The sequence below is a fragment of the Janthinobacterium sp. Bl 1 genome, assembly GCF_058215535.1.
This window is the reverse complement of sequence record NZ_CM177086.1, coordinates 3,748,494-3,768,247: the sequence shown is the minus strand read 5'-3', so window position 1 is coordinate 3,768,247 and position 19,754 is coordinate 3,748,494. Positions and strand designations below refer to the sequence as shown.

General features: G+C 64.8%; 16 protein-coding genes. 13 read left to right on the top strand and 3 right to left on the bottom strand.

Annotated elements, in window-relative coordinates; all coding sequences use genetic code 11:
• Positions 1 to 4 precede the first annotated feature (4 nt).
• Positions 5 to 1,159: an LLM class flavin-dependent oxidoreductase gene (locus tag AC4BCN_RS16835; protein WP_034755824.1), complete on the top strand. Its 1,155-nt coding sequence runs from the start codon at positions 5 to 7 to the stop codon at positions 1,157 to 1,159.
• A gap of 221 nt (positions 1,160 to 1,380) precedes the next feature.
• Positions 1,381 to 3,753 (top strand): TonB-dependent receptor, encoded by a 2,373-nt coding sequence (locus AC4BCN_RS16830; RefSeq protein ID WP_490491303.1) that lies wholly within the window; start codon positions 1,381 to 1,383, stop codon positions 3,751 to 3,753.
• Between the two features lie 141 nt (positions 3,754 to 3,894).
• Here AC4BCN_RS16830 and AC4BCN_RS16825 read toward each other — a convergent pair whose 3' ends face one another.
• A complete protein-coding gene (locus tag AC4BCN_RS16825; protein WP_490491302.1) occupies positions 3,895 to 4,947 on the bottom strand; it encodes an ABC transporter substrate-binding protein in 1,053 nt (350 codons plus the stop codon).
• Positions 4,948 to 5,172: 225 nt separating this feature from the next.
• Here AC4BCN_RS16825 and AC4BCN_RS16820 point away from each other — a divergent pair, with 225 nt between their 5' ends.
• From AC4BCN_RS16820 to AC4BCN_RS16785, 8 genes are read left to right on the top strand one after another with little or no spacing between them, the layout of a single operon-like run.
• Positions 5,173 to 5,922: a class II aldolase/adducin family protein gene (locus AC4BCN_RS16820; protein WP_128143089.1), complete on the top strand. Its 750-nt coding sequence runs from the start codon at positions 5,173 to 5,175 to the stop codon at positions 5,920 to 5,922.
• Positions 5,923 to 5,944: 22 nt separating this feature from the next.
• The gene (locus AC4BCN_RS16815; RefSeq protein WP_490491301.1) at positions 5,945 to 7,018 is read left to right on the top strand and encodes an ABC transporter substrate-binding protein; all 1,074 of its coding nucleotides are present in this window, start codon (positions 5,945 to 5,947) and stop codon (positions 7,016 to 7,018) included.
• Positions 7,015 to 7,863, top strand: a complete 849-nt coding sequence (locus AC4BCN_RS16810; RefSeq protein WP_490491300.1) for an ABC transporter permease — start codon at positions 7,015 to 7,017, stop codon at positions 7,861 to 7,863. Before AC4BCN_RS16815 ends, AC4BCN_RS16810 begins: the two co-directional genes overlap by 4 nt.
• Positions 7,860 to 8,624 (top strand): ABC transporter permease, encoded by a 765-nt coding sequence (locus tag AC4BCN_RS16805; RefSeq protein WP_490491299.1) that lies wholly within the window; start codon positions 7,860 to 7,862, stop codon positions 8,622 to 8,624. The genes AC4BCN_RS16810 and AC4BCN_RS16805 overlap by 4 nt, the downstream gene beginning before the upstream one ends.
• Positions 8,617 to 9,882, top strand: coding sequence for an MFS transporter (locus AC4BCN_RS16800; RefSeq protein ID WP_490491298.1), 1,266 nt, complete (start codon positions 8,617 to 8,619; stop codon positions 9,880 to 9,882). The genes AC4BCN_RS16805 and AC4BCN_RS16800 overlap by 8 nt, the downstream gene beginning before the upstream one ends.
• Positions 9,879 to 10,760 carry an ABC transporter ATP-binding protein gene (locus AC4BCN_RS16795; protein ID WP_490491297.1) on the top strand — a complete coding sequence of 294 codons (882 nt, stop codon included), beginning with the start codon at positions 9,879 to 9,881 and terminating at the stop codon, positions 10,758 to 10,760. The genes AC4BCN_RS16800 and AC4BCN_RS16795 overlap by 4 nt, the downstream gene beginning before the upstream one ends.
• 39 nt (positions 10,761 to 10,799) lie before the next feature.
• Complete coding sequence (locus AC4BCN_RS16790; RefSeq protein WP_128143095.1) at positions 10,800 to 11,855, top strand: ABC transporter substrate-binding protein; 1,056 nt, start codon at positions 10,800 to 10,802, stop codon at positions 11,853 to 11,855.
• Positions 11,856 to 11,903: 48 nt separating this feature from the next.
• A complete protein-coding gene (locus AC4BCN_RS16785; protein WP_181878106.1) occupies positions 11,904 to 12,968 on the top strand; it encodes an ABC transporter substrate-binding protein in 1,065 nt (354 codons plus the stop codon).
• A gap of 19 nt (positions 12,969 to 12,987) precedes the next feature.
• On the opposite strand, the gene AC4BCN_RS16780 is transcribed toward AC4BCN_RS16785, so the two are convergent.
• Positions 12,988 to 13,110, bottom strand: coding sequence for a hypothetical protein (locus tag AC4BCN_RS16780; protein WP_256267169.1), 123 nt, complete (start codon positions 13,108 to 13,110; stop codon positions 12,988 to 12,990).
• 159 nt (positions 13,111 to 13,269) lie between these two features.
• On the opposite strand from AC4BCN_RS16780, the gene AC4BCN_RS16775 reads away from it, so the two are divergent.
• A complete protein-coding gene (locus AC4BCN_RS16775) occupies positions 13,270 to 15,963 on the top strand; it encodes a polysaccharide deacetylase family protein (protein WP_490491296.1) in 2,694 nt (897 codons plus the stop codon).
• A complete protein-coding gene (locus AC4BCN_RS16770; protein ID WP_128143098.1) occupies positions 15,964 to 16,344 on the top strand; it encodes an immunity 22 family protein in 381 nt (126 codons plus the stop codon).
• Here the strand turns inward: AC4BCN_RS16770 and AC4BCN_RS16765 are convergent.
• Entirely contained in the window at positions 16,329 to 17,552 is a 1,224-nt protein-coding gene (locus tag AC4BCN_RS16765; RefSeq protein WP_490491295.1) for a response regulator, read from the bottom strand. The two genes, AC4BCN_RS16770 and AC4BCN_RS16765, sit on opposite strands and share 16 nt — an antisense overlap.
• A 110-nt stretch (positions 17,553 to 17,662) precedes the next feature.
• Here AC4BCN_RS16765 and AC4BCN_RS16760 point away from each other — a divergent pair, with 110 nt between their 5' ends.
• Positions 17,663 to 19,741 (top strand): TonB-dependent receptor, encoded by a 2,079-nt coding sequence (locus tag AC4BCN_RS16760; protein WP_490491294.1) that lies wholly within the window; start codon positions 17,663 to 17,665, stop codon positions 19,739 to 19,741.
• Positions 19,742 to 19,754 lie beyond the last annotated feature (13 nt).

The window sequence follows — 19,754 nt, the reverse complement described above, 5'->3', positions numbered from 1 at the left end:
CTACATGGCAATCGATTTTTTCTGGCGCATCCCCACGCATGGCGAACCGAGTTCGCACCGCGCCCGCACGCCGTTTCGCGGCGACTGGTTTCCCGGCAATGACAACCTGCGACAGGCCGGCCTCGGTGGCGGCGGCGCCGATGGTTTTACCTATATCGACTATCTGGCGGAGATCGCCCGCGCGGCCGAGCTGTCGGGCTTCCAGGGCGGTTTGATTCCGTCTTTCCCCATGACGGACGAACCGTGGGCCATTTCCGCGCTGCTGGCGCGCGAGACGAGCACCTTCCGCTTCATGATCCCGTTCCAGCCCGGCTTTTTGAATCCCGTGGTGGCCGCGCGCATGACGGCCAGCCTGCAGCGGGCCACGGGCGGCCGCGCCCTGTACAACGTGATCACGGGCGGCGGCGGTCCGGCGCAGCTGTGGTGGGGCGATTCGGCCGGCCACGACGACCGCTACACCCGCACGACGGAATTTCTCGACGTGGTGCGCGGCGTGTGGCGCGGCGGGCCGTTTTCCTACCAGGGCAAGTTCTACCAAGTAGAAGACGCGGGCCTGGCCACGCCGCTGTCGGAGCAGGACTTCCCCGAGATTTATTTTTCGGGATCTTCGGACGCGGCCCTCGGGTCGGCCTCGAAACACGCCGATTATTACCTGACGTGGCTGGAACCGTTCGAGCAGCTGCGCGAGAAATTCGCCCGCGTGCATGAAAAGACGGCGCTCTTGGGACGCAAGATCAAATGCGCCGTGCGCGTCGATATCGTGGCCCGCGCCACGGAAGAAGAAGCGTGGGACGAAGTGCGCAAGGGCTTTGACGCCGTGGATCCCGCGACCCTGCGCCAGTTCCTCGGCGCCGATGGCGGCGATTCCGTGGGCGCGGCGCGCCAGCGGGGCAACCGCCCGACGACCCTGAACAGCTACAAGGACTTGATCACGGCGCCGAACATCTGGTCCGGCTTCAACCTGCTGCGCGGCGGGCAGACGCAGGGCATCGTCGGCAGCTACCAGCAAGTGGCCGAACGCCTCGACGAACTGGTGCAACTGGGCGCCGATGCCTTCATCCTGGCCAGCACGCCGCATCTGGAAGAAGCGTACCGGGTGGGCGAGGAAGTGCTGCCGCTCGTGCGCGGACACACGTCCGCGCTCTTGCGCGCTGCCTGATCGTATCCCTGTTGCCGCGACAGCAGCACCACCGCCTGCTGTCGCGCAGGCAGCACGCGGCAGCGCCGCTGCTGCCAAATCAACAGCACTATCATGATGATAGTCTTCCTTTTAAATCAAGCACTTGAGCTGTTTTTTGCTGCGCTGCGGCAGCGGGCATGCGCCTTGCAATACAGGTCATCACCATCTCGCGTTTTGACTTTACTCAAGGATAATCACCCATGCGCCGTTCGACTGCCCCCGCCGCCGTTTCTTCTTTCCCCTTTCATTTGACGCCGGTGCGCCGCGCGCTGCGCTCGGCCTTCGCCATCGGCGGCCTGATGCTCGCTTCCAGCATGGTCCATGCCGAGGCGCCTGGCGCCGATGTCATTGCCGCGGCCGACGCGAACGGCGGGGGCGAGGGCGCCTCCCTGCAATCGGTAACGGTGACGGCGCAAAAGCGCGAGGAATCGGCGCAGAAGGTGCCGAGCGCGATCACGGTCCTCGGTGGCAAGGAGCTGCTCGACATGGGCATCGGCCGCTCGGCCAGCGAAATCCTCAATTACGTGCCGAACGCCTCGGCCGGCACGCAGCAGCATGGCCGCCCCCGCTGGTGGATACGCGGCGTCGGCGCGGGCCAGCAGCAGATCGATTTCCCGAATCCCGTCGGCTTCTATCTCGACGACGTCTACATCAGCAATTCCAGCGCCACGGGCTTTCCCTTGTTCGACCTGGACCGGGTGGAAGTGCTGCGCGGCCCGCAAGGCACGCTGTGGGGCAAGAACACGACGGGCGGCGCCATCAACGTCATTTCGCGCAAGCCTTCGTTCAAGTCCAGCGGCTACGCCAAGCTTGACTACAGCAGCTACGACACCAAGCTGGCCGAAGGGGCCATCGGCGGCGCGCTCGTCGACGAGGTGCTGGCGGGGCGCTTGTCCTTCCACACGGAGCAGCAGGACAAGGGCCGCTTCCAGAACCAGTTTACGGGCGAGCGCGATGGAAAACTCAAGGACAGCGCCATCCGCGGCCAGCTCAAGGCCCTGATCGGGCGCGACCTGACGGCCAATTTGAACCTGCATTACCGCGACTACACGACCAAGGGCGCCACCACGACGGTGGCCAGCTATGGCGCCAATGGCGTCTACCGTAATGGCTACATCCCCAGCACCAATCCCGATGACGTGAGCACGAACGCGCCGGCCGACAGCGACGTGAAGCAGGGCGGCGCGCAGCTGAACCTGGAATATGCGCTGGGCGAGCTGACCCTGACGTCGATCACGGGCTATGAAAATTTCAGGAACGAAGCGACGGGCGACAGCGACAACACGCCGCTGGAAGTGGGCCGCAGCCGCTCGAAGGCCAGCAGCCGGCAAGTGTCGCAGGAGCTGCGCCTGACGTCGCCGCAAAACGGCGCCGTGAGCTGGGTGGCGGGCCTGTTCTACTTCAATGAAAAGATCGATTCCGATTCGGCCGGCGCGCGCCTGCCCAACGGCACCGTGCCGGCGCTGGCGGGCAGCACCCAGCCTGTCGGCTACAACCGCACGATCTACCAGCACAAGGCGCGCAGCGCGGCCATCTTCGGCAGCACGACCGTCAACTTCAGCGAACAGTTCCTGTCCACCTTTGGCCTGCGCTGGACGACGGAAACCAAGGACCTCGATTTGCAGCGCGTGCAGGCCGCATCGAATACGGTGACGTTTGGCGACGCAGCCAGCTGGTGGAACACGGTCCGGGGTGGCAATTACGCGGCCGCCTCGGTCGCCAACAACAACTTCACGTCGAATCCCTCGACCACGTGGAATGCGCTGACATATGACGTGACACCCGAATACCGCTTCAGCCGCACCTTGCGCGGTTATCTGAAATACGCGCACGGTATCAAGTCGGGCGGCTACAACACGAGCGCCACGGACGTGCGGGCGCTGAACACGGTCAAGCCGGAAACCCTGAACTCGTTCGAGGCGGGCATCAAGTCGGAATGGCTGGACGGGCGTTTGAATTTCAACGCCAACGTTTTTCACTATGACTACAAGAACGTGCAGGTCAATATCACGGGCGTGTACAACGGCGACCCCACGCAAAGCGTCAATTACCTGCAAAACGTACGCAAGGCTCACGTGAATGGCGCGGAATTCGAGATCGAGGCGCAGCCGACGGACAACCTGCACATCAACGCCAATATCGGCCTGCTGCGCACGGAATTCGACGATTTCGCCATCCAGAACAATGGCGGCGATCGCTCCGGCAATGAATTCGTGCGCTCGCCCCACGTGACGGCCTTGCTGGCGGCCGATTACCGCTACCCGCTGGGCAATGGCGCGCAGCTGGTCTTCAGCGGCGACGTGCGCTACACATCGAAGCAGTACTACTATGTCGACCCGCAAAACGCCACGCGCGACCTGCTGAACCAGGGCGGTTTCGCGCTGGCCAATGCGCGCCTGTCGTATGTGCTCCCGGGCAGCAAGCACCGCATCACGGCGTATGCGAACAACCTGGCCGACAAGGTCTACCGCAACCACACCTTGACCAGTTTCGTGCCTGGCGCCGTCAACGGCGACACCGTCATCATCGGCCAGGGCCGCACGGTGGGCGCGTCGTACACGATCCAGTTCTGATGGAGATTGATTGATGTGAAGGCCGGCAAACTCGCCGGCCATTTTTTTGATCAGGTAGGCCGGCCTGGCGCAGCGGTAGGTCGGCTTAGCGCAGCGTTAGGCCGGCTTAGCGCAGCGTAAGCCGACAACACCACTACCGCATCAAGCCGCCACCCGCAGCAGCGCCTCCAGCCTGCGCTGCGCCTCCTCCAGCGGCCGCCGGTCGATCCAACTCTCGATATCCACGTCGCGGTCAAGAAAACCGTGCTGCAGCTGAAAATCCTTTTGCTGGCGGAACAGCGCCACCTTGTCATCGGACAGGTCGGGCGCCAGGGCCAGATGAAAGCCATCCCGATAAGCTTCCGCCACGGCGTTGGCGCCGGCCCGCGTCTCGCCCTGCAGGATGGCCAGCACGTCGGCCTGGTGGCTGCGGGCCCAGTGCGCGGCGCGCAGTGTCTGCGTCAGGAAGCGCACGACCAGTTCGAAATGCTGTTCCAGCATGGTTTCATGCACGGTGATCGGGCGCGGCGTGCCGTTGTTCACGCGGAAGCGCCGGTCCGGCAGGGCGTCGATGTCGATCCCCACTTCCAGTCCCGCCGCGCGGGCCGCTTCGGCCGCCGCCGCGCCTTTCACGTAGACGGCGTCGACTTCGCCGCGCAGCAGCGGCGCGATGCCTTGCCACAGTCCCGCGCCGAGATTGGCCGATGCCTGGGCGTCGGCTCCCACTTCCACCAGCCGTACATCATCGAGCGTGAGGCCGGCCGACGCCAGCACGCCCTTGTAGCCGGCCAGGCTCATGCCGCGTGCGATGCTGCGCCCGCGCCGGTTTTCGCGCAAGTCCTCGGCGCGAAACGCTGGCAGCGCCAGGCGCTTGCCCTGCAGCTGCGCCGGCGTCGTGATGTCGGAACCGGGGCGCACGAGGATGGCTTGCCATTCATCGATCCAGGTCAGGCCGATCAGGCGCGTGGGCGCCCCTTGCGCGCGCGCGGGCAGGGCCAGCAGGTTTCCGCCTTCGCGCACGAGCGTGGACAGACCGTGGTCGTAATGGTGGCGCGCCAGTTCGCCGCCCACTTCCTGCAGGGTTTTCAGGGCGATGCCGTCGCGGGCGAATTCCTCGTCCAGCCAGCCCAGTTTGTAGGCCAGGCCCGTCGCCGTGGGCACGGGGCAGCGGGTGAACCAGACGGTATCGACGGCGGGAGATGGTGCGGTAGTCATGGGATTCCTTGGTGATGGGTGGAGCCTTGAGCCGTGCAGGAAACGTGCCCGCGCCGCTTGCTGGCTTGCCGACAGCGCGCTTCCACAACGCTGCTGCCACGCCAGCAGCCGCTGTTGCGCAGGCAGCAGCGCTTCACCATTTTCGCGGCCCCGGCGCTGGCACGCGTCTTGCGAAAGTAGAGGCATGACTGACCCGTATTCCAACCCAACCAAATGGAGCATGACATGACGGACGTGGCACAAGCGGAAGCACAACAAGTACAGGCGCAGGATCTGACGGCGACCGAACTGGCCTTCGTCGAGCAGGTGCGGCGCGACGCGCAGATCGCCTTCGACGGCTTGCGCGAGACGGGCAGCCTGACGGCCAACGGCACGGTGGGCTTTGTCGAGCGCACACCTGGCGGCGACAAGGTCGTGGTGGTCAACGATCCGGGCCCGTTCCGCCGCGGCCAGCCATTGAAGGCGGCCGTGCTGGCGCTCGATGGCACGGTGATCGTGGGCGACGCGAACAACGGCGGCGCGCGTTACTTAAAACTGTTCCGCGAACGGCCCGAGGTGACGTCGATCTCGCACGTGCATTCGCCGTCCCTGGGCGCGTGGGCGCAGACGCACCGCACCCTGCCGATCCGCTACGTGCCCGTGCAGCGCTTTCAGCTGATCCGCGAAATTCCCATCTATATCGACCGCCGCCAGCCGGAAGTCGATTTCATCCTCGGCGAAATCGCGCGCAATACGCATGCGACGGCCATCCTGGAAGCGAATGGCGGCGCCACCGTGTGGGGCAAGCAGGGCTTGCTGAAGCTGGCCGAATTCATCCTGCTGCTGGAAGAGGGCGCGCAGATACAGATCGCGGCCGAAGCCATCGGCGGTTCGCGCGACTTCGGCCCCGGCGTGCTGCTCCAGCAATGGAAGATGAGCAAGCTGATCGACACGGCGCGCGCCTTGTCTCTGCTGCCTGCCACCGACCTCGTGTAACCCTTTCAAGAACAGGCCCACGATGTCATTGCAATTCTTACGTTTGAACTGGCGCAAAGTACTCGCTACCGCCCTGGCGGCCAGCCTGCTGGCGCCAACGATTGCGGCGGCGGCCGAGCCGCTGCCGGCCGCCGTGCGCATCGCCGTCGTGGCCCGCACGGCGCCGTCCGGCAAGACCGTGTTTGCCGGCTCGGCCGCCCAGGTGGCCTCCCAAGGCTGGCTGGCGGCCGAACTGGGCAAGCTGGGCGTAAAGCTGGAATGGGTGCCCGTCACGACCAATTCCGTGGCAACGCAGGTCAACGAGGCCTTTGCCAACCATTCGATCGACCTGGCCCAGTATGGCGATCTGCCATCGATTATCGCCAATGCCTCGGGCTTGCAGACGCGGCTGATCTTGCCCGGCGGCAGCACCAATAACACCTATCTGGTGGTGCCGAACGGCTCCACGGCCAAGTCGATCAAGGACTTGAAGGGCAAGAAGATCGCCCTGCACCGTGGCCGGCCGTGGGAATACCCGTTCGCGCGCCTGCTGGAAGCGAACGGCATGAGCTTGCGCGACGTCAAGATTCTCAACCTCAATCCACAGGCGGGCGCGGCGGCCGTGGCCACGGGTGGCGCGGACGCCTTTTTTACCCTCAGCGACGCCTTTTTGCTCGAGGATAAAAAGGTCGGCAAGATCATCTGGGCCAGCAAGGCGCCGCCGCAGGACTGGAAGATGCGCGCCGAGCTGTGGGCCGACAGCGGCTTTCTGAAAAGCTATCCGCAGCTGGCCCAGCTCGTGGTGACGGCCTATGTGCGCGAGCACCACCGGGCCGCCGGCGCCGGTGGCGAAGATGAGTATGTGCGCACCGAGGCGGCCGCAGGCCAGGTGGAAAGCGTGGTGCGGCGCGAACTGGCGGGCGACCATACGCCGTGGCAGGCGCGCTGGTCGCCGTTGTTTACGGCCAGCCTGCGCCAGCATTACGTGGGCGAGGCGGCGTATGCGAAGAGCGCGGGCCTGATAGCGCGGCCCCTGCAAGTGGACAGCCTGTTCGCGCCCCAGTTCGTCAACCAGGCGCTGGCGCAGCTGAAATTGCAAACTTACTGGGCGCCATGACTTCCTTGACTATCGCCTTGCCGCGCGCCTCTGCGCCAGCGCGTGCAGCCTCTGTTCCTTTGCTGCAGCGCTTCGTGCGTTCGCCCTGGTCCGTGTGGGCCTCGCCGCTGGCCTTGCTGCTGCTGTGGACGGCCGCCACCACCTTCGAATGGATGCCTGCGCACATCTTGATGTCGCCATGGCAAGTGCTGCTGACGGCCCGCGACCTGGCCGACAGCGGCGAACTGGGCCAGCACCTGGGCATCAGCCTGTTCCGCCTGCTGGCCGGCTTCGGCCTGGGCGCCAGCGCGGGCCTGGCGTTTGGCGTCTTGCTTGGCCTGTCGCCGGGATTGCGCAGCTATGTCGATCCCACGTTCAATGTCTTGCGCCAGCTGCCCACGGTGGCCCTGATTCCCCTGTTTATCTTGCTGTTCGGCATAGGCGAGAGTTTCAAGGTGTTTATCGTGGCCAAGGCCAGCTTCTTTATCGTCGCGCTGGCCGTGCATGACGCCATCCGCAACCTGTCTGCGCGCTATTTTGAAGTGGCGCAAGTGTATTGCTTTTCGCGCTGGCAGCGCATCCGCCTGATCGTCTTGCCCGCCATCGTGCCGGCCGCGCTGACGGGCATGCGCATCGCCCTGTCGCGTTCGTGGATGGTGCTGGTGGGTGCGGAATTGCTGGCCGCAGACAGCGGCCTGGGCCAGATGATGGAAATGGGCCGGCAAATGTTCCGCCTCGACGTGGTGATGGTGGGCGTGGTGCTGACGGGCATGATCGGCTTTGGGCTGGACCGGCTCTGCTACGCGCTGGAAGCGTGGCTGATGCGCTGGAAACGTAACGGAAATGGTAAGGGAGTCGCAGAATGAAGCAGCGTTTGATATTGATCATCAAGGGCGCGCTGCTGCCGCTGGCCTTGCTGGGCGCCTGGCAGTGGGCCTCAGGACAGGGTGCGGCGGCCGCCTACATCTTCGTGTCGCTGGGCGACCTGGCGCACAGCTTGCGCGATCTGGTCTTGACGGGCGAACTGTGGGTGCATTTGCGCGCCAGCCTGGGCAGGACGTTGGCCGGCTTGCTGCTGGGCGGCAGCGCCGGCATCGTCACGGGCGCGCTGATGGCGCAGTCGCCGCTGGCGGACCGGCTGATCGGCCCGCTGTTCCACAGCATCCGCCAAGTCCCGCTGCTGGGCCTGATTCCCCTGCTGGGCCTGTGGGTGGGCAATGGCGATGGCGCCAAACTGCTGGTGATCGCCATCGCCGCCTTTTACCCGACCGTGCTCAACACGTATGCGGGCATGCGCCAGGTGGAAGGGCGCTTGCGCGAAGTGGGGCAGGTGCTGACCCTGACGCGCACGCAGACCCTGCGCCAGATTCTGTTGCCGGGCGCCATGCCGGCCATCGTGACGGGCGTCACGCATGCGCTGGCGTTTGCCTGGCTCGCTTGCCTGGGCGGCGAACTGCTGTTTTCGGCTGGCCCCGGCATGGGTTCCTTGCTGCTCAATGGCGAAGTGTCGGGCCGCATGGACGTCGTCTTGCTGGCCGTGCTCGTGATCGCCTTGCTGGCGCAAGCGATGAACGTGGCGTTTGCGCGCCTCGCGCGCCTGCTGGTGAAGGGGCGCAGCAGTGAGTGAATCGTTGCCATTCCAGCCAGACGCGGCCGCCAGCGCGCGCGAAGGGGAGCTGCGCGCCTTCTTGCTGCGCTTTATCGGCCTGACCCTGCTGTCGGGCGTGACCATCGGCATGAACAAGGTGCTGGCTACCTTGCTGGGCTTGCACCTGCACGTGAGCAATTTCCAGCTGGCCGCGATCAGCAGCGCGGAAACCTTGGCCATGGCGCTCGGGACCATTCCGGCCGGCTATATCTTGTCGCGCGGTAATCCCAAGCATTTGTATGCGGGAGTGAGCCTGAGCCTGGCGCTGGCTTTTTGCGTGCTGCCGTGGCTGCCCGGCTGGCAATGGGTGGCCTTGCTGATGTTCTTGGTTGGCCTGTGCATCTCGCTGCGCATTGTAGCCATGAGCACGGTCTTCCTTGTGCGCTTGCCGGAACTGGGGCAGGGCAAGGCGGGCTGGTACAAGGGCACATTGATCCTGGGCATGCAGTTCCTCGGGCCCTTGTGCGGCAACTACCTGATCGCGCAGCTGGGGCTGAAGGCGGGCTTCTTGATTTCCGCCCTGATGTTCGCCATCCTGGCCGTGCTGGGCTGGCAAGTGTTACCCAGCAATACGGCGCCGCGCAAGCTGGAAGGCCATGTTGCCGTGCCCGGAGCGGCCAGCCTGCGCGAACTGCTGCGCCTGCCCGTCGTGCGCGTGACGTACCTGTTTGAAATTCTCGCCAGCTTCACGGCGTCCAGCGTGGGCGTGTTTTCCATCTTGCTGGCCATCCGCGTGTTGCACTGGCCTGCGCATCATTCCGTCTGGCTGATGGCCGTGCAGGGACTCAGCTGCGTGCTGGTGCTGCTGTTCCTGGGGCGCATCGTGCTGGCCAGCCGTCACCGCGAGCAACTGTATGGCGGCGCCCATCTGGCCATCATGGCCGCCTTGCTGATCCTCGGCCTGTGGCCCAACAGCATCGCCTACCTGGCGGCCTCCGTACTGCTGGGCCTGGGCTTGGGCGTGAATAACCTCGTCAACACGGACAATATCGCCCGCGCGCCCGTCGACAAGGCCAGGGTTTCGGCCCACTTGACCCTGTTCGGCATGGTGGGCGGCACGGCTGGCGCGCTGGCGGCGGGCCGCCTGGCCGACCTGACGGGCTTGCGCAATGTATTCCTGATCTGGCTGGCTCCGTGGCTGGCCGCCTGGCTGGTTTTCCACGGCAGCCGTTGGCTGCGCCGGGCGCCGCCCGCCGCCATTCCTTCCCTCGCCCCCACCGCAGAGAGTGCGCCATGAATGATTTCGTTTCCCCTTCGGCCTTGTCGCCGCAACAGCAGCACCTGAGCGGCGGCTTGCAAGTGCAGCACGTGAGCAAGTCGTTTTCGCTAAAAGGCGCGCCGCTGCCCGTGCTCGACGATATTTCGCTGACCATCGCCCCGGGCGAATTCGTCGCCATCGTGGGCGCGTCCGGCTGCGGCAAATCCACCTTGCTGCGCCTGCTGGCGGGCCTGGACAGCGATTACACGGGCTTGCTGCTGCACGATGGCGTGCCGATCCGTGGCACGGATCTGCACAGGGGTCTCGTGTTCCAGGATCACCGCCTGTTTCCCTGGCTGACGGTGCAGCAGAACGTGGCCGTGGCCTTCAGCAATACCAGGGTGCCGCTGGCCGAGCGGGAAGCCCGCGTGGCGGCGGAAATCACGCGCGTGGGCCTCGATGGCTATGCGGATGCCTACCCGCATCAATTGTCGGGCGGCATGTCGCAACGGGCGGCGATTGCCCGCGCTCTCGTGGGGCGGCCCGACGTGTTGCTGCTGGACGAGCCGCTCGGTGCGCTCGACGCGCTGACCCGTTTGCGCTTGCAGCAGGAACTGCGCCGCCTGTGGCAAGACGAGGGCATCACCATGGTGATGGTCACGCATGACATCGATGAAGCCGTCTATCTGGCCGACCGCATCGTCGTGCTCGACGCGCGTCCGGGCAAGGTGCGCCGGGTGCAGGACGTGCCGCTGGCCCACCCGCGCCAGCGCGGCTCGCCCGGTTTTGTGTCCATCCGCGATGGCTTGCATGCGGATTTCAGCGACCTCGACGAATCGCATGCGCCCGTGGCGCAGGAGGAACACCCCAGCAGCTTGTGGGATGGCAATGAATGGGCGCGCAGGATGGCGCTGTAGTTTCCTTTTTGACTGGTCCACCCACTCTGGAGATACACCATGAGCAATGACACACTCGATACCCTGTGGTACACGCGCTGCCCCGTTCCGACGGGCCTGGGGATAGCCCTGCAGCAAGGCTGGCTGGAAGAAGCCTTGCGCGCCGACGGCACCAGCTTGCGCTCGCTGCGCGAATCGGACCAGGAAGCCGTGCGCGAATCGCATTTCGACCATACCTTGCAGAATTCCGTGCGTCACGGCGGCAACATTCCCGCCCTGTGGGCGCGCGCGGCGGGACGCGAGACGCGCGTGATCGGCCTGTCGTGGTCGGACGAGACGCAGCTGATATTGACCTTGCCCGGCAGCGGCATCCACACCGTGCGCGACTTGAAAGGCCGGCGCTTCGGCTTGCCCTTATGGGCCAAGGCGCAGATCGACTTTGCGCGCGCGCAAGCCCTGCGCGGGCTGGAAAATGCGCTGAGCCTGGAAGGGCTGGCTGTGGCTGACGTGGAACTGGTCGATTATGTGGTCAACACGGGCCAGAGCGAAACGGCGCCGGAGCAGGGCGCGGCGACGAATCTGTTCAGCGGCGCGCGGCGCGGCGGCCAAAGTCCAGAACTGCTGGGGCTGCTGCGGGGCGAGGTGGACGCCATCTTCCTGAAAGGCGCCTCGGCCGCGCAGCTGGCGCAGCAATTCGGCTTGCATACGGTGATCGACACGGGCATTCATCCGGAACCCCTGATCCGCGCCAACAACGGCACGCCGCGCACCCTGAGCGTCGATGCGCACTTGCTCGACAAGCATTTCAATTCCGCCGTGACCCTGGTCGACCAGGTGCTGCGGGCCGAAGCGTGGGCGCGCGGCCATGCGGACGAGACACGGCGTTTCCTCGCGCGCGAATCGAATGCCAGCGAGCACTGGGTGCAAGTGGCGTATGGCAAGGATGCGCATCTGCGCCTGGATACGGACCTGGCGGAAACGTCGGTTGCCGGCTTGCAGGATTTCAGCGACTTTTTGTTCCGCTGGAATTTCTTGCCCAGCAAGGTCGACGTGCGCGCCTGGATCGACCCGCGTCCTTTCGAAGCGGCGCTGGCGCAGACGCGCCGGGCGGCTTGAGCGGGAAGCACGTCAACAGTGGCCATGTTCGATGATGAGGAGAATGCGATGCGGCGACGCACGGTGATGGGCGGGCTGGCTTTGCTGCCCCTGGCGGGACAAGCGGTGTCGGCGGTGTCGGCAGCGAAAGGGACGGGGGCGCCGCCGGCGGCCCTGCGCATCGCCTCGACGGGTTTTGCGGAAAACGGCAAGGCGGAACTGGGCGGCATCGCTTACCGGGTACAGCAGGAAGGCTGGCTGGCGCGCGAACTGAAGCAACGGGGCGTGCGGCTGGAATGGCTGCCCGTCACGGGCGACACGGGCGCGACCATGAATGAAGCGTTCGCCAGCGGCCGCATCGACATGGCAGCGTATGGCGACTTGCCGTCCGTCATCCTCAACGCGGGCGGCGTGCGCACGCAGGTGATCGTGCCGGCGGGGCGGGGCACGGACCAGTTCCTGCTGGTGCCTACCAGTTCGCGCGCCACGTCCCTGGCCGAGCTGAAGGGCAAGCGTATCAGCGTGCACCGGGGCCGGCCGTGGGAACTGGGCTTGCGCCAGCTGATCGCCGACCAGCGCATGTCGCCCACGGATTTTCGTTTGATCAATATGGATTTGAAGCCTGGCACGGCCGCGCTGGCCACGGGTGCCGTCGACGCCTTGTTCATGATCAATGGCTATCCGCTGGAAGACAAGGGCATCGGCCGCATCATCTGGTCCAGCAAGGGGCTGCCCGAACGCAAGATGCGGGCGGAACTGTGGGCGCGGCGCGACTTTACGCAAGCCCATCCCGACATCGCCGAACTGGTGGCCACGGCCTGGCTGCGGGCCCAGCACTGGGCGGCGCTCGATGGCAACCGCGAAGCGATCATCAAGGATGGCACGCGCAACGGCACGCCCGACAGCGTGGTGCGGCGCAGCTACGACGATCCGGGCCTGCAGTGGAAGGAGCGCTGGTCGCCCCTGTACGACGACGCCGTGTACCGCCATTACCGCCGGGTGCTGGCGTTTGCGCAGGAACAAAAGCTGATCCGTCAGCCCTTGACGGCGGAGGAATTGCTGGAACCGCGCTTCGTGGCGGCAGGCTTGAAAAAGCTGGGCCTGGCCAATTACTGGGAGCCGGCCAAGGTGTAGCGCCAGCGTGGGGCGTGGTTCAGTGCGGCAAGCACACGCGTCCCGCCACATTGACCACGTCGTCGCCCGCATGCGCGCGCAGTTGCAGCAGCATCAGGGCCACGCCCAGCATCAGCGCCGCGGCGCAGAGTTTCTTGTGCATCGTCTTTCCGTTTCGTACGTTCGCTGAGGTTTGCCGTCATATTATTGCCGAAATTCAGCGTGCGGGCTGAGCATGTGCCAGGCGTGCTTTACAATTATGCATCTGCGCATCCGCGCCATCTGAATTCTATGCATAGTATGTGAAGGGAATGACAAGCCTGTGACTTCCAAGCCGATCAAGATCGCCGCCACCGTCGTCGTGGCGCTCGCCGCTGGGGCGGGCATTTACACGTTTACCCGTCCAGCCGCCACCGCCACGCCAGGCGCCCCGGCCTCGGGCAGCCCGGCCGCCGCGCCCCAGTCCACCGTCGATACGGCCGCCGTAGCCAGCCAGTTCCGCGACTTGCTGGGCAATTTCCGCAAGATCATCGTGCTGCTGGCCGACGAGCAAAGCTTGCCCGAAGGCGCGCGCGACGAAGCCCGCAAGGTGGGGCAGGCGCTGTTCCATGAAAACCAGGAACGCATCGCCAAGCTCGATGCCGCGCTCGACCAGCTGACGGCGCCCACCAATCCGGGCCGCTTCGAAGCGCTCGACAGCCTGTTGACGTATATCGAATCCGATCCCGGCCTGTACGACGCGGACCGCCTGGCGTTTCGCGAGCTGCTGCAAAGCATGCTGGCCGACGTGGCGAAAGACTCGTCCTTGCCGGCGATCAAGCTGCACAAACGCATTTCCGAAGACCTCGACGCGCTGGGCGAGATCGAGCGCAATTACGAGAAGGAAATCCGGCAGATCTTCGGCAACCTGGGCCAGCGCGCCATCGAGCTCAAGCGAGAACGGTGGGACGATTACGTGGCGCAGCTGAAAAAACTCTACAGCCGCGAGCAGATTTTGAAGGAAAACGGCATCGTCGTGCCTTACACCGTGCCACCGGCCGGTTCCATTCCGGAAGCCAAGCCGGCGCCAAAAAAAGATGAGGCGGAAATCTTTGGCCTCGGTTTGCCGAAGAAAACCATCGTGCTGACCTTTGACGACGGCCCGCACCGCCGCTACACGGAAGAAATCAGCGCCATTTTGAAACAATATGGCGTGCCGGCCGTGTTCTTCAACGTGGGCCGCAACTCGGTTCGCCTCGATGCGGAAGGCCACGCCAAGCTGAACGCGGGCGCGGAAGTGAGCCGCAAGCTGATGAAAGAGGGCTATGCCGTGGGCAACCACAGTTTCAGCCACGCACAGTTATCGAAACAGACGGGCGACAAGCTGAAGGGCGAAATCCTCGGCACCGACACGTTATTGAAAGCCATCAGCCCCGAGCGCGCCGCGCTGTTCCGCTTTCCGTATGGCGCGCGCAACAGCGAAGGCATGGCCGCGCTGGCCGATGCCCATCTGAAATCCGTGATGTGGAATATCGATTCGCTGGATTGGGCCGACCCCGTGCCCAGTTCCATCACGAACCGGGTGCTGGCGTCCGTCGACAAGGCGGGACGCGGCATCATCTTGTTCCACGACATCCACGAACGCACGGTCAAAGCCCTGCCGGCCGTGCTCGACAAGCTGATCGCCGAAGGCTATCAATTCGCAGGCTGGGATGGCACGAGCTTCCAGGTGGCGAAAAGCACGGCGCCCGCGCCGGAAAAAGTGCCCGTCACCACCGGTTACGCCAATTCCTGGGCCGTCGTGATCGGCATCGATGATTACGCCAAGTGGCCGAAACTGCAATATGCGGTGCGCGACGCGCAAGGCATCCGCGAAACCCTGATCGAGAAATTTGCGTTCGCGCCCGAGCGTGTCGTGACCTTGAAGAATGGCGAAGCGACGCGCAACAACATCCTGGCCGCCTTCCATGACAAGCTGGCCCATGGCGGCGTGCAAAAGAATGACCGCATCTTCGTCTTCTTCGCCGGCCACGGCGCCACGCGCAAGTTGAGCTCCGGGCGCGACCTCGGCTACATCGTGCCCGTCGACTCCGACCCGGCGCAGTTCGCCACGGATGCGATCCCGATGACGGAAATTCAGAATATCGCGGAGTCCCTGACGGCCAAGCACGCGTTCTTCGTCATGGATGCCTGCTATAGCGGCCTGGGCCTGACGCGTGGCGCCGGTTCCAGCTCCTTCCTGCGCGACAATGCCAAGCGCATAGGCCGGCAAATGCTGACGGCCGGCGGCGGCGACCAGCTGGTGGCCGATGGCGGGCCGAACGGCCACTCCGTGTTCACGTGGACCCTGCTGCAAGGGCTGGCGGGCAAGGGCGACCTGAACGGCGACGGCCTGATCACGGCGACGGAACTGGCGGCCTATGTGGCGCCTGCCGTGTCCAGCGTGTCGAACCAGACGCCCGCGTTCGGTAGCTTGCCCGGTTCGGAAGGGGGCGACTTCGTCTTCGAATTGCCGGGCGAGACGGAATTCCTCAGCCCGAACACGACGCAGCTGTCGACGGAAGCCATTGCCCTGAACAGCAAGCTCGACGCCAAGCCGGCGGCGGCCAGCGTGACGGTCAAGGATTTGCAAGGCGGCGAACAGAAGATCGTCACGCCGGGCGCCGTGCCGAGCTCGACGCGCCAGCTGGCGCAGCGGGCCAACGACCGTGGCTTGCAGCTGTACAAGGAGAAACAGTATGCGGCGGCGGAAGCGCAATTTACGGAAGCGTTGAAACTGCGTCCCGATTTCGCGCTGGCGGCGAATAACCTGGGCTTTGTGTTCTACAAGCAGGAAAAATACCGCGAAGCGGCCCGCTGGTTTGAAAACACGGTCAAGATGGACCCGTCGCGCGCCATTGCCTATCTGAACCTGGGCGACGCGTATGCCAAGGCCGGCGATGCGGCCAAGGCGAAAGCCGCCTATAAAACCTATCTGGAACTGGCGCCGACGGCTGCCACGGCGCCGGCCGTGCGGCAAAAGATGGAGAAGCTGTAGTTGGCCAATACTTTGCCCATCGTCCACGTGTTTGCCGGCAGCGGCCGTTTCCCCAGCTGGGAGGCGCTGCAGGCCTACCTGTCGCCCACGTACACGGAGGATGGCGATGCCGTGCCATCGCCATTCATCCTGGAAACGGGCCTCACGTGTTATGAGCCGGCTTGTTTTGAAAGCACCATGCTGGCGTCGCCCGCGCCGCTGGCGCAGTTGCTTGATGGCGTGTCGTATCCCGACAGCTGGCTGGCGCAGGCGTGCGCGGACGCGGATGGGCAGGGCGTGCTGGCCGACACAGCCGTCTGCGTGTTTGCGCCAAACCAGCTGTCGCACCCGCAGCGCAGTTCACTCCATTACGTGGGCAGCTATGCCTACGCCGGTGGCTGAGCGCCATCCTCGCGTTGCTCATGCAGTAACTTGTTGATTGCCGCCAGCAGGCTGGTGCCCGACGTGGTGATGAAACGGGCGCCTGCCGCCTGCGCTTCCGTGCCGTAGCTGGCGACCGTATCCTTGCTGCAATATACGACGATGGGCAGTTCCGGCAAGGTCTGGCGCACTTCGCGCACCGTGCGCACGCCCGCATCCTTGATGCGCCGGCGGTTTTCCACCCGTGCCATGTCCGTGATCAGCAGCGCATACGGTTTCTGTTGCAGCATGGCCAGCGCCTGCCGCGTCGACACGGCCTGGTCCACCTTGATGTTTTCCCGTTCCAGCTGTTCCACCAGCAAGGTATTGTTGCGCGGATGGTCGTCCAGCCACAGCACCAGGCTGGACGGCTTTTGCCCCGTCGGCACGCCGGCCAGGGCCGTGACGGCCGCGCCGCCATCGGGCGGGTAGGCCAGCAGCAGCTGCGTGACGGCTTCCTGCATGTCATCGAGCGACTTTTGCTGCAAGCGGCTCAGTTCCGTCACCTCGATTTCCTTGCCGCTCTCCAGGCGCACGGATTCGTTCTTGACCATGCTGTCGGCCCGCTTGATCATGATGGACAGGTAAATGCGCGTGAGCAGGTAGCCGATCAGGAAACCATGCACGGAAAAGAACAGCATGATGCCGCCCACCACCGCCATCGCCGTGGCCGTATCCGTGGCCAGGCTGGGCGCGATGAAGGCGGCCATGCTGCGTGCGCTGCCAGGCAGGCTTTTGAGTTCGATCAAGCCCACGCCGACAATGATTTTCGTCAGCCAGTCCGACACTTCCACCAGATTCGAATTGATTTCCATGGGCGTGGGCGTGCCCAGGAACAGCGTATTGCTGGGGGCGGCGGCCGCCGTGTCGGTCCCTGCGGCCGGTGGCTCGTCCGTGGGACGGCTCTTGCCATTGTTCCGCTCGTCGGGCGGTGCGGCGCTGACGGTGCCAGAGGGCAGGCTGCGCGGGATGCCGAACAAAAAGCCCAGCAGCATGCCGCTGACGCAAAATCCCAGGCTCCACAGCAGGGCCGGCACGGCCTGGTAGTAGGGCGGCAGCAGGGCGCCCGCCATCACGGCCAGCAAGCCCGCCAGCAGGATGAACAGCAGGATGTAGGGTAGCGCATCGCGCTTGCGCACGGCCGCGGCGGCGGTTTTCGTTGCCTTGCCGGCACTGTCGCTCAGTTCCACGGTCGCTCCTTGAAAAATGCTGAATCCAAACAAGCAGCCGGCCGCGTATATATCCGGTAGGCTAGACCAAGCCCTGGACCCATACTGACATCATAAAAACTGGAGACGCGATGCGATTGAGAAAACGCAAACTGGTAGCAGCTTGTGCGCTGGCATTGCTGGGCTTGGGGCGCCAGGCGGCGGCCCAGGCCCAGTCCGAGGCGGCTCCAGTTGCCGATGAAACACGCACCGTGCGCGTGACTGGCCACTACGACAACGCCGTCGGCACGTCGGATGCGGCCAGCCAGGGCGTCATCACTACTGAGTTGATTGTCAACCGGCCCGCCTTGCGCACGGGCGAATTGCTGGAATTCGTGCCCGGGCTGATCGTCACCCAGCACAGCGGCGACGGCAAGGCCAACCAGTATTTCTTGCGCGGCTTCAATCTCGACCATGGCACGGATTTCGCCACCTATGTCGATGGCATGCCCGTCAATATGCGCACGCATGCGCACGGGCAAGGCTATTCCGACCTCAATTTCCTCATTCCCGAGCTGGTGCAGCGCATCGATTACAAGAAGGGGCCGTATTTCGCCGGCGAAGGCGATTTCGCCTCGGCAGGCAGCGCCCGCATCCGCCTGGCCGACAAATTGCCGCAAGGCCAGGCCAGCGTCTCCGTCGGCCAGCACGGTTATGTGCGCGGCGTCGTCGCCGATTCGTTGTCTGCCGGGCCAGGCACCTTGTTGGTCGGCCTGGAAGTGCACCGCAATAACGGTCCCTGGGACGTGCCGGAGCGCGTGCGTAAATACAGCGGCGTGCTGCGCTACAGCCAGGGCACGCCGGACGACGGTTTCAGCGTGACGGGCATGGCCTATAAAAACAGCTGGAACGCCACCGACCAGGTGCCGCTGCGCGCCGTGGAATCGGGCCAGATCGGCCGCTTTGGCAGCCTCGCGCCCAGCGATGGCGGCGACACCTCGCGCTACAGCCTGTCGTACGCGATGCGCAAGCGCACGGACAACCGGCTGTTCGAGCTCGACGCCTACCTGATCCGCTCGCAGCTGGAACTCAACAGCGACTTCACTTATTTCCTTGCCGATCCGGAACAGGGCGACCAGTTCCAGCAAAGCGAGCGGCGCACGGTGGCCGGCGTGAACGCCAGCGAAAGCTGGACCATGGAGCTGTTCGGTCTTCCCCTGCGCAACAAGCTGGGCGTGCAGGCGCGTGTCGACCGGCTCTCGCCCGTGGGCTTGTACAACACGGTGGAGCGCGTGCGGCAGAGCACGGTGCGCGAAGACCGGGTGCGCGAAAGCAGCATCGGCCTCTTCGGCGAAAACACGGTGCAATGGCTGCCGTGGCTGCGCTCCGTGGCGGGCGTGCGCTATGACGCCTACCGTTTCAAGGTGGACAGCAGCATAGACGGCAACAGCGGCTCGGCGAACGACCACGTGGTGTCGCCGAAACTGTCATTGATACTTGGGCCGTGGAGCAAGACGGAATTCTTCGTGAACTATGGAAAAGGGTTCCACAGCAACGATGCGCGCGGCACGACGCAGAGGCGCCTGCCCGACGGCACGCCATCCACGCCCGTCACGCCGCTGGTGCCGACCAAGGGTATGGAACTGGGCGCGCGCACGGAATGGTTGCCGGGCCTGCAAAGCTCGCTGGCCCTGTGGCGCCTCGACATCGCGTCGGAATTGCTGTTCGTCGGCGACGCGGGCGAGACGGAGGCGAGCCGCGCCAGCCGCCGCCACGGTATCGAGTGGAACAACCACTACATTGCCGCACCGTGGCTGCTGTTCGACCTGGACCTGGCCGCTTCGCGCTCGCGCTATACGGAAAATGATCCGGCCGGCAATTTTATTCCAGGCTCCATCGACAAGGTAGCCTCGTTCGGCGTGACCGTGACGGACCAGGGCCCGTGGTCGGGCGCCGTCCAGCTGCGTTACTTCGGCCCCCGTCCGCTGATCGAGGACAACAGCGTGCGCTCGGCCTCGACGACGTTAGCCTACGCGCGCGTGGCTTACCAGCTCAACCGCAAGACGCGCGTCTCGCTCGACGTATTCAACCTGTTCGACAAGCGCGCCAGCGACATCGATTATTACTATGCCTCGCGCCTGCCCGGTGAAGGGGCTGATGGGGTGAACGACCGGCATTTCCACCCGGTGGAGCCGCGCTCCGTGCGCCTGACCTTGTCATATGCGTTCTGACAAGGCTACACTG

Bases quoted from the DNA above. Each gene is read 5' to 3' on its own strand.
- AC4BCN_RS16835 (WP_034755824.1), top strand. From the start codon at position 5: ATGGCAATCGATTTTTTCTGGCGCATCCCCACGCATGGCGAACCGAGT.
- AC4BCN_RS16830 (WP_490491303.1), top strand. From the start codon at position 1,381: ATGCGCCGTTCGACTGCCCCCGCCGCCGTTTCTTCTTTCCCCTTTCAT.
- AC4BCN_RS16825 (WP_490491302.1), bottom strand. From the start codon at position 4,947: ATGACTACCGCACCATCTCCCGCCGTCGATACCGTCTGGTTCACCCGC.
- AC4BCN_RS16820 (WP_128143089.1), top strand. From the start codon at position 5,173: ATGACGGACGTGGCACAAGCGGAAGCACAACAAGTACAGGCGCAGGAT.
- AC4BCN_RS16815 (WP_490491301.1), top strand. From the start codon at position 5,945: ATGTCATTGCAATTCTTACGTTTGAACTGGCGCAAAGTACTCGCTACC.
- AC4BCN_RS16810 (WP_490491300.1), top strand. From the start codon at position 7,015: ATGACTTCCTTGACTATCGCCTTGCCGCGCGCCTCTGCGCCAGCGCGT.
- AC4BCN_RS16805 (WP_490491299.1), top strand. From the start codon at position 7,860: ATGAAGCAGCGTTTGATATTGATCATCAAGGGCGCGCTGCTGCCGCTG.
- AC4BCN_RS16795 (WP_490491297.1), top strand. From the start codon at position 9,879: ATGAATGATTTCGTTTCCCCTTCGGCCTTGTCGCCGCAACAGCAGCAC.
- AC4BCN_RS16790 (WP_128143095.1), top strand. From the start codon at position 10,800: ATGAGCAATGACACACTCGATACCCTGTGGTACACGCGCTGCCCCGTT.
- AC4BCN_RS16785 (WP_181878106.1), top strand. From the start codon at position 11,904: ATGCGGCGACGCACGGTGATGGGCGGGCTGGCTTTGCTGCCCCTGGCG.
- AC4BCN_RS16780 (WP_256267169.1), bottom strand. From the start codon at position 13,110: ATGCACAAGAAACTCTGCGCCGCGGCGCTGATGCTGGGCGTGGCCCTG.
- AC4BCN_RS16760 (WP_490491294.1), top strand. From the start codon at position 17,663: ATGCGATTGAGAAAACGCAAACTGGTAGCAGCTTGTGCGCTGGCATTG.